We start from the raw sequence: 9,258 nt of genomic DNA on the forward strand, positions 1-9,258 counted from the left end.
TCTGTTCGTGTCTGCATATTATCTTTTATACGAAGATGATCGCCTCCTTTCCTGAAATTTGCGCTATTTGGGACAGTCAGCACAAGCTGAGATAACAGCACAAATATATGGCGGTACTTGTTTGTCACAAATACCGCCACATGATTTCTACTGTCATCCTCTTTTTAGATTCAGACATTTTATTTTGATTTAAGATTTAAGCGTTTTCCTGTTTTCTTTCCCGGATCCGTTCCTATATCAGTTTCCATCTCTGATACGTTTTCTTCTGGCAGACACGCAGCTTTTCGCTCTATGCATGTTCAAACCAAATATCACTCCGGGCAGGCTATTCATTTTTCAAGGTACATGAAGGTGTTCTATGCAAACCCTTCATATAACGAAACGCTCAGAGCCTGTTTTACAGTGGTCTAATTCATTTTTTTTGAAATTTTTTTAAAATTCTTCGTTTTCCGCCTTTTTTTTCATCGTTTTTAATGCCCTGTTCAGGAGGTCATTTACACTCTGCTGTTTGATTCCCAGATAATCTGCAACATCCTGCTGACGCATTTCCTCGAAATAAACCAGATTGAGTACCGTCTTTTGTCTCTCTGTTAACTCTTTGATCAAAGCATTCAGAATTTCTCTGTCGATAACATCGTCAACAAAATCTTTTGAAGATCCTCTCATAATCTCCGCATCATCTGTAACATCGCTGTTAGAAAATACACCATGATTGGTGCTGATTTTGCTCTGGCTGTATGCCATACGGTCTTCAGCCTCTATCAGCAGACGGATATACCAGTTTTCATTATCAAAGAACTCTTTATTGAATTCCTTGTTATCGCCAGTTACACTCACATATTCATAGTCATCACAACTATGAAGTGGAAATACGGTTGATTGATTTCCTGCTGTATAAAGTACATATCCGTGATCATAAACAGAGATTGTTGTATCTGCATTGATCATTTCCTTTACTACAACTTTGTGTTCCTTCAAGGATTTCACGCTTGGGATTCTCTTCTCCACATCAGCAACTTTCACGATTTTTTTCAGTTCTTTTAATGTCAACATAAAGACCACCTTTCTGCCTTTCGGCTCCGGGTGGTCCATTCCATCTTTTATAAAATTCCTGCACAGACATAAAGAACTGCAGTACAAGAGGTCACGAACTCACCCGTTTTTTTTGAACGGGAGTCCGCGACTCCTTTGTAACGCATGTATCTGCGTTTAGATTAAGTTTGCCAGATTGCCGGGCTTATTCAGTTGCTATGTGCATCTTCTGATTTATTCTCTGTTTGCTGTTTGCGAAACATGGAATAATCGCCCATAGCATCGTAAGGACAACGCCTTACAAATTCCTGGTATTCGATTTCAGTCATCTTTGCTTCCTCCTTTGTGTCATATTATCAAAATCTCTATTTACAATTATTTTTGCAAAAAAGAATTCAACCTCTATATAACGAAACGCTGAGAGCCTGTTTTACAGTGGGGTACGACAAAAAATTTAAAAATTTTTCGAAATACGTCAAAAAAGCCCGACAAAACAAATACTTCAACAATCTCCAAAACCAGAAAATACTTCTGATCTTGCAGTGTATCCGTAAATGTTTTGCCGGGCTCTTAGTGATTCCAGTCAGGTTCAGCTCCTTGACAAACTCTTGCTGTCTGGTGCGTTCTTGATGGTTCCTGCCAAATCCAACGCTTACTACAGACAGCTCATTCTATTCTGTTATGATCCCTGATTCATCATCTTTCGGGAATACGTCCGCATCCTGGACTTTAATTGTTCATCTCTGATGTGGATCGGACGAACCGACACCATATCATCCTTTACAAATATCTCCAATGTACTGCGACATTTTTTGCACTCCACTTCTGAATCGCTTTGTGCGCTCTTTTCAATAAATGCTCCGCATACAGAGCAGTGTACATGCCATTTAATAGCACCTGATCCCATATAGGCTTCCTCCTTTAAGCAATAAGATATTTCTCCATTTATTACTCAACGGACCAAAGGGAAATCAAATCCGCCTTATGAGCATCATGCCATCCATTCCGTAAGTGCCAAAGCTGCACGAACAGCACGATTTCTATTCTGATCAGATCTGCTTTGTCGATCTGTGCATCCTTTTTTATCCTTCCACCAGCTACCACACACTCTTTCCGGTATAAAAAATTCCGCTGTGATTAATTAACATGATATTTCAATAGTTTCAAATACATCACCAGTCAGATCACAGATGTCCTGGATCTGGATCTCGGTATCATCAATCCGTAAGTGGACTGATGGATTAAAAAATTCTACGGTTCCAGATAATGTATGGTACTGACCAATTAATGGATTCTTCCATGACTTTTGAAAATAAGTTGCCTGTATCTTCATTCCATATGCCAGGATCCTTAATTTCATATCCAGCTCATTTTTCTTTTCCTCAGATAAATCTCTTTTTGGTTCGTAAATGATTTCCTGTTGCCGGATCGTTTCATCCAGTCCACGAAGTGCCGCAAATGGAGCAAACTGTTTTGCCCTGCGTCCTACATCCATGGGATGTCTCCTGGAAACCGGTCTTGGTAAATATAAATACGGTTGATATGCACTTGCCAGCACTATTCGCACCTCCTCTAAGCACGGTGTCCTCCAACCTGTTCATTGCGTTCTCTATAGGTGGAACACTCCAGCAGATTGGATCCACGCATGATCGCATTCTTTCCATAACGCTGCTTTACATTCAATACTGCTTCCTGTAAATGCCGTTCTTTATCAGTCTGTTTGGGATCATCAAACAGGCTGTACTGCACATAACTTTCAGGAGCAACCCTGTTCGCACACACCTCGATTCTTCGGATTCCGGTATATCTGTCTGCAATCCTGAGATATAAATCTTCCACTGCATCTATGATCTTTTTGGAACTGTTACTTTCTCTTTCGAGTTTTACGGTTCCTTTGGATGCCTCATGCTCATACCTGTGGTCATAGGCGATCCATAAGGTGAGAGAGCTTGTTACCAGTCCTTTTTCAAACAGATCCAGGACCAGATTATCTGTCATTTCCCTTACGATCACAAGTGCTTCGTCAAAAGAATAATTTCGCATCAGCACCTGACCATTTGAAAGGCTGTGTTCCTCCGAATGATAGTTCTTGATGTCACTCATCCGGCATGTTTCATAGCCCCATGCATGATCGATCAACAGCTCTGCATCAATCCCAAACATCTTATACAGCCAGTCTTCGGATCTTAAAGAAGCCATTGCAATATCGCCCATCGTATGGATTCCATAACCGGCCAGTTTTTTTTCAGTCCGGGATCCAATCCTCCAGAAGTCACTTAATGGTTTATGATCCCATAGCTTCTCTCTGTAAGAGAATTCATCCAGGATTCCAATGTGGTCATCCACATGCTTTGCTACGATATCCATTGCGATCTTAGCAAGATACAGATTGGTTCCCACACCTGCAGTTGCAGTGATGCCAGTTTCCTCCATGACTGCCTGCATAAGCTTTACCGCCATTTCTTTTGCAGTGAGATGATAAAGCTGCAGATAGTTTGTCACATCAATAAAACATTCATCGACACTGTACACATGAATATCTTCTTTTGAGACATACCGCAGATAGATTCCATAGATCTTTGCGGAATAATCCATGTACAGCTGCATCCTCGGCATGGCTGTAATGTACTTCACACAATCCGGTATCTCATGGATCCGGCACCGGTTCTTGATGCCAAGCGCCTTCATGGCCGGAGTGATTGCCAGACAGATTGTTGACTTTGATCTGGTCGGATCTGCAACCACCAGGTTTGCTTTAAATGGATCCAGTCCACGCTCTACGCATTCTACAGAAGCATAAAAGGACTTCAGATCAATACAGATAATAGAAGTCTGATCTTGACTCACATTGCCACCTCCCATACGTCTTTCCTCTTTTTGTAACATGTATCCCATTTTAACTATCAATGATTGTCTATCTTTCCTGTTTTCTTCAAAATACAGGAAATTCATTTCACATATTCATTGACAAAAGAGGAAATATTGTGTATCTTATAGGAAAGATGTTTCCCTTATCTGTGATTCACATTATAGGAGAGATATTTCCCTTTGTCAAGATTAATTTTTATTTTTTAGGAGACACATTTCCCGTTTTGCCTTGAAGCGGCTAATGAAACTTATAAGACAAGGCTTAGAAAGAGGTATGTTTATGACATTCGGTGAAAAAGTAAGATCATTAAGAAAAGAAAAAAAGATGAGTCAGCAGGAACTGGCCAGTATGGTTGGTGTTTCATATAGGACCATTCGATCCTGGGAAGTAGAAGGACGTTTTCCAAAACAAAATGTTCTGTATCAGAAACTGGCAGATGCATTACAGTGTGACGTTTCTTATCTCATGAGTGAGAATGAAGCTTTTATCACAGAAGCATCCGAACAGTTTGGTAACCGTGGTGCCAGACAGGCTCAGCAGATTCTGGAACAGGCTGCAGCTATGTTTGCCGGTGGATCACTGACCGACGAAGATAAAATAGCTTTTATGGATGAGATCCAGAGTCTTTATCTGGATTCCAAAAGACGTGCAAAGAAATTTACACCGAAAAAATATCTGAAAAACCAAGAGGAAAAATAATAGAAGGCGGGATTATTGTACACCTAATCTGTTACCTTATAGTTACAAGGATATTTCTGCCCTTTTATTTTTTACTTTTGAGGTGATTTATTTGAGAAACACTTACATATATACAGAAACAAAGAAATTAATCAAGAAATATGGAACCCGAGATCCATTTGAGATCATGGATCAGATGAACATTGTTGTCGGGGAAACTTCCAGATATAAGACACTGAAAGGATATTGTTTTATGAGCTGCAAGACGATCTATGTCATGATCAGCAGTTTCCTTTCAGAAGAAGAAAAGATGATCGTTGCCGCCCATGAATTAGGGCATATCATCCTGCATCGTTCCCAGCTGAAAATGGCTCCGATGCAAGATGATACACTCTACAATATGACGGATAATACAGAATACCAGGCCAATCTGTTTGCTGCCGATCTTCTGATTGATGATGAGGAGATCGAAGATATGGTTCAGAACGAAGACCTGGATTACTTCGGACTCTGCAGTTCTCTGAATGCAACTCCGGAACTCATGAGCTTTAAACTATACAGCCTGACAAAACGAGGCCAGGCTTATCATATGCCGATGGAGATTCAGAGTAATTTCCTGGCAAAATAATAAAGGATAAGCGCATTCTACAATAAGAAAACTATAGATTTATCTCACTGAAAGGAGGAACATTTATGTCAAGACATCATATTGAAAAAGTAACTTGTCCTTCCTGCCATCATGAGGGGGATTTTGAGCTCTGGGACAGTATTAATACTGCACTGGATCCTGAAATGAAAGAGAAGGTACTTAATAAATCTATTTTCCTTTATACTTGCCCGAGCTGTGGAGAGACCTTTCGTTTAAACTATCCTACACTCTATCACCAGATGGAAGATCTTATCATGATTTATCTGGTTTCTGAATCAGAAGTAGAAAAGACATATGAAATGTTTTATGGTGAAAATGCTTTGTTTGATTTTCGTACTGAAAAATATTTATCCCGAATCGTAACGTCACCAAATCAGCTCGTTGAAAAGATACAGATTTTTGATGCAGGTAAAGATGACAGGATAATGGAACTTGTTAAATTACTTGCGACAGATTCTCTTCTCGAAAATAATCCTGATGAAGAATTTGATGAACTGCGCTTTGCTGTCGACGATGACGGAACAAATATTCTTGTAATCATTAATAAGGGTGAGACCACTGGTGCAGTTGACATTGACGATATGTATGAATTTGCTTCTTCACACTGCACTGATTTCAAAGATCTCCGAGATGATGAGGATATTGTTATCAATCGGGAGTGGATTCTTAACAAACTTGCTGAAGCAGAAAACGAATAGTATATTTGGTGGCTACACCCCCAAGCCCCTGTAGAATAAATAACGCCAGTACTGGATATCAAAAATCCCGCACCGGCGTTATTTATTAAAATATTTTGTTTTTTAATCTTCAACACTCTCTACTGAAACTTCTTTTTTCTTCCTACTTTTACCAGAAATCATCTTGTGTCCTGTATAAATAGCCATAATCATGCAAAGCAAAGTACTTGCTGCAAAGTACTTATGGCCTTCTTTTGATCCCTTATAACCTGTATAAAAAGTTCCAAGCATTGTAATCAGTGCACTGATAGACCAATATTTATGTGCTTTCATTCAGATACCTCCTGCCGTTTTTCTTAATCATATACCTTTTAAAATATATATACAAACTGGTATTTTGAATCAATCGACAAGCAGCTCGGAGCTTCCACTATAAATTCATACCTTCAGCAAATAGGATATGGCAATGAAAATATATCCGGAGATTTCTCTTCCTACTGGATGCAGTCATCCTTAAAGATTTCACCAGTAGAACAAGTTGAACTTTTGAAAAATTTATATCGAAACAACTTCAACTTTACTCCTGCTAATATTCATGCCGTCAAAAATTCCATCCATCTTACCGCCTCTGAAAATGGAGAATTTATGGAAAAACCGGAACCGGACGAGTGAACGGGCAGGATATAAATGGCTGGTTTATAGGTTTTATAGAAAGCCAAAATAATACATACTTTTTCTCCACAAATATTCAAAGCGAACAACGTGCAACTGGTAGTAAAGCATCAGATGGTGCTTTATCTACTCGTATTGATTCGTCACATAAATATAAGCATCTTCCAACGTTGCAGGAATTGACATACACTCCAATTCTGGCTGTATTTCAGAAATCACTCTTAACTGCAATCCCCCCTCAACATACTGTTTTGATGTAATACGATACTTCTGTTCCACTTCTCTTGCTTTTCTCTCATCAGGTACTTTGCAAATCCAGATTTTCCCCTGTGCTTCTTCTGTCAAATTCTTCATAGAACCCGCATATAAGAAACTACCTTTGTGCATAATTGCAAGTTGGTTACAGGTAGCAGCCAAATCTTCCACCACATGAGTTGAAAACAAAACCGTTCTGTTTTCAGAAAAATCTACTAACAAATTGCGGATGCGAATACGTTCCTCTGGATCTAAACCGGTAGTCGGCTCATCCACAATCAAAAATTCCGGTTCATTTAAAAGCGCCTGCACTAATCCTACCCGTCGTTTCATCCCGCCTGACAACTGTTTCATTTTCTTTTTCCGGTGTTCTGCAAGACTGGTCTTTTTCAAATAATATTCTATTCGTTTCTTGCATTCTGCTTTTGGAACACCTGCCAAATCACCCATGCGACAGTAATAGCAATACAATAAGATTTATCGGATTAGCGTTTTTAATCCATTCTCCAAAGTAAATTACAACAGCTGTACTCGTTATCGCTACCACGATACTGATGATATCCCAACAATATTTCCGGTAGATTTTTCCTACCTGATAACCAATCCCGATTATCAGCCACCCGGTTATTACGAATAAAATTGCCATGACAGTACCGGCAATCAGCCAGTACACAATCCCGGAAAGAATACTGTTAGGTATTCCACTGCTTAACTGTCCGAAAGAGTCTGCACCTGTCACAAACTCCCGAAATAAACTTCCCATTCCTTTTCCTAACGCACCGAAAAAGACGACACAGTCGTTAAGGAAAACCGGCGAAAGAATCGCAGTAAACAGTGTTGTTGTTATGCTGTACCATGCCAGTAGAAACAAGATACTTTCATAACCAATCGTCATATTTTTATATTTCTTTTCTAACTGGCTTTTACGGCTATCGCATTTTTCTTTTGCTTTCCGGTAAGCAGTACGGTCACATTTTTCACATTTCTCATAAGGCACTTTTTTCTCAACAGCTACCTCTACCGTCTTTTGGTGTGTCTGTGCATAAAGTTTTTCCTGCTCTGCTTTTTCATACTTAAATTTCCATGCCACGGCTTCTGCGTCGGCTCTTTTCCTGCTGTCTGTCTCGCTGGTCAATCGTTCCTCTGTTTGCCTTAATCTTGTCCGCAATGCTTCGATATTCTCGGCTCTGTTTTCGCTGTTCAATTTCTCGTTCAAGGTCAGCGATTCGCTTAGCTGCCTGTTTAGTTCCTGGATTGTCTGGTCTTTCTGATCCAGTTCGTCCTGCATCTGTTCGGTCATCAGCAGAAGTTCTTCCACCTGCCCGACGTTCTCTAAGTTTCTGCATTCGCTCATCGATCTCCCTCGCTTTCTCTATCTGCTGTTTAAGGTCAGCAATTCGCTGTTCTGTTTCTGCAATAAGCTGTTCTCGTTGTTCAGCTTCTGCGTTAATTCCTGCCATTGCTGATTCTCGTTTTCCAACTGTTCGATTCTGGTTTTCTGTTGCTCGATCTGTGAGAGCAGTTCTTCTGTATCTGGCAAAAGATTTAGCAGCCTGGATAATTCGCTGTTTAAGCTTTTTAAACTCTGGTTCTGCTCCTGAAAAGACAGGAGCTGCCTGTCCCGTTCCTGCAATTCCTGTACCATCTCTGCCATAAGATTCTGCTGTTCCTCGATCTGGTTTATCATTGTCTCCATCATGGGAATGACTTCCCGGCTTTCTTCTAATGTCACGCAATCGCTCCTTCCATTGTGTTAATGCACTGGATACTTTTCCAAAAGAAATCTGTATTTTATCCAGCAGTGCATTTTGTCTTTTTATGATCTGGTTTTCCTCTACTTTCCATGAAGTAGAGGATGTCTGTCCGTTTTGAAATTTCTCGTCAATTTTTCTGGCATCTGCGCCCTCATGGATCGTCGGTATCTCTAATTTTCCCTGCCTTGCATAAGAACGATGGTCAATGTGATTTTCCGTTTTCAAATGTGCATTACAGACGTTTGCCCATTCGCTCCGCCATAGCTCACAATTTTTCGGATTGTTCCACCCGGTAGCATCGGTTAATACACGTTTCCACTGTTTGCGGTTCCTTGTCCCGACTTTCTGGACTCCATTTTCATCAAGTACGGGGATTCGGATTCCATGACGGTCAGGGTTCTTTTTATCCTGCCACCAGTCCGGATGGGATTCATCCACCACAATATTTCCATTTTCATCTCTGACAAACTCCCAATCCTTGATTTCTTTGTTACCCCATGAGTGGTCTGAATTGAATGGTCGCAACGTCACCAATAAATGCACATGGGGATTACCATCTCCTTTATCGTGGATACTCCAATCCGCACACATTCCCTTCAAGGAATTGTTAGATACCTGCTATACAAAGGAATGGATTCCTTATTGCAAGAAACCATTTGACGGTGCCGAATC

11 protein-coding genes and 2 pseudogenes are annotated in these 9,258 nt (G+C 40.2%); 5 read left to right on the top strand and 8 right to left on the bottom strand.

The annotated features are described in order from the left end of the window. Nucleotides 1-432: 432 nt before the first annotated feature. The 4 genes from I4V84_RS17950 to I4V84_RS17965 all read right to left on the bottom strand — a co-directional run bounded on the left by I4V84_RS17950 (nucleotide 433) and on the right by I4V84_RS17965 (nucleotide 3,927). On the bottom strand, nucleotides 433-1,053 hold the full coding sequence (locus tag I4V84_RS17950) for a sigma-70 family RNA polymerase sigma factor (RefSeq protein WP_242999658.1): 621 nt from the start codon (nucleotides 1,051-1,053) through the stop codon (nucleotides 433-435). 658 nt (nucleotides 1,054-1,711) lie between these two features. Next, nucleotides 1,712-1,939 (bottom strand): hypothetical protein, encoded by a 228-nt coding sequence (locus I4V84_RS17955; protein ID WP_005334838.1) that lies wholly within the window; start codon nucleotides 1,937-1,939, stop codon nucleotides 1,712-1,714. A gap of 234 nt (nucleotides 1,940-2,173) precedes the next feature. After that, nucleotides 2,174-2,590, bottom strand: coding sequence for a hypothetical protein (locus I4V84_RS17960; protein ID WP_272113634.1), 417 nt, complete (start codon nucleotides 2,588-2,590; stop codon nucleotides 2,174-2,176). 14 nt (nucleotides 2,591-2,604) lie between these two features. Further along, nucleotides 2,605-3,927 (bottom strand): DNA repair protein, encoded by a 1,323-nt coding sequence (locus I4V84_RS17965; RefSeq protein ID WP_195993072.1) that lies wholly within the window; start codon nucleotides 3,925-3,927, stop codon nucleotides 2,605-2,607. Between the two features lie 253 nt (nucleotides 3,928-4,180). On the opposite strand from I4V84_RS17965, the gene I4V84_RS17970 reads away from it, so the two are divergent. From I4V84_RS17970 to I4V84_RS17980, 3 genes are all read left to right on the top strand, one after another. Beyond that, nucleotides 4,181-4,600, top strand: coding sequence for a helix-turn-helix transcriptional regulator (locus tag I4V84_RS17970; protein ID WP_033126080.1), 420 nt, complete (start codon nucleotides 4,181-4,183; stop codon nucleotides 4,598-4,600). Between the two features lie 166 nt (nucleotides 4,601-4,766). After that, nucleotides 4,767-5,207 (top strand): ImmA/IrrE family metallo-endopeptidase, encoded by a 441-nt coding sequence (locus I4V84_RS17975; RefSeq protein ID WP_005423556.1) that lies wholly within the window; start codon nucleotides 4,767-4,769, stop codon nucleotides 5,205-5,207. A 65-nt stretch (nucleotides 5,208-5,272) separates the two neighbouring features. Continuing rightward, complete coding sequence (locus tag I4V84_RS17980) at nucleotides 5,273-5,926, top strand: CpXC domain-containing protein (protein ID WP_055057021.1); 654 nt, start codon at nucleotides 5,273-5,275, stop codon at nucleotides 5,924-5,926. Nucleotides 5,927-6,028: 102 nt separating this feature from the next. Here the strand turns inward: I4V84_RS17980 and I4V84_RS17985 are convergent, their stop codons facing one another. Then, a complete protein-coding gene (locus I4V84_RS17985; RefSeq protein WP_005334849.1) occupies nucleotides 6,029-6,238 on the bottom strand; it encodes a DUF6219 family protein in 210 nt (69 codons plus the stop codon). A 99-nt stretch (nucleotides 6,239-6,337) separates the two neighbouring features. On the opposite strand from I4V84_RS17985, the gene I4V84_RS20930 reads away from it, so the two are divergent. Further along, nucleotides 6,338-6,577, top strand: a complete 240-nt coding sequence (locus I4V84_RS20930; RefSeq protein ID WP_334285710.1) for a penicillin-binding transpeptidase domain-containing protein — start codon at nucleotides 6,338-6,340, stop codon at nucleotides 6,575-6,577. Continuing rightward, nucleotides 6,574-6,630, top strand: a pseudogene (locus I4V84_RS20935) (hypothetical protein); the annotation flags it as partial. The gene I4V84_RS20930 and the pseudogene I4V84_RS20935, both read left to right, overlap by 4 nt. 73 nt (nucleotides 6,631-6,703) lie before the next feature. On the opposite strand, the gene I4V84_RS17995 reads toward I4V84_RS20935, so the two are convergent. The 3 genes and pseudogenes from I4V84_RS17995 to I4V84_RS18005 form a co-directional block, all read right to left on the bottom strand. Then, complete coding sequence (locus tag I4V84_RS17995) at nucleotides 6,704-7,282, bottom strand: ATP-binding cassette domain-containing protein (protein WP_334286166.1); 579 nt, start codon at nucleotides 7,280-7,282, stop codon at nucleotides 6,704-6,706. Continuing rightward, nucleotides 7,275-7,967: a DUF6040 family protein gene (locus tag I4V84_RS18000; protein ID WP_207748693.1), complete on the bottom strand. Its 693-nt coding sequence runs from the start codon at nucleotides 7,965-7,967 to the stop codon at nucleotides 7,275-7,277. The genes I4V84_RS17995 and I4V84_RS18000 overlap by 8 nt, the downstream gene beginning before the upstream one ends. After that, nucleotides 7,906-9,183 (bottom strand): annotated as a pseudogene (locus tag I4V84_RS18005) (MobA/MobL family protein); the annotation flags it as partial. The pseudogene I4V84_RS18005 and the gene I4V84_RS18000, both read right to left, overlap by 62 nt. Nucleotides 9,184-9,258 lie beyond the last annotated feature (75 nt).

The organism is Ruminococcus sp. 1001713B170207_170306_F1 (assembly GCF_015668065.1).
Classification (GTDB): Bacteria; Bacillota; Clostridia; order Lachnospirales; family Lachnospiraceae; genus Blautia_A; species Blautia_A faecis.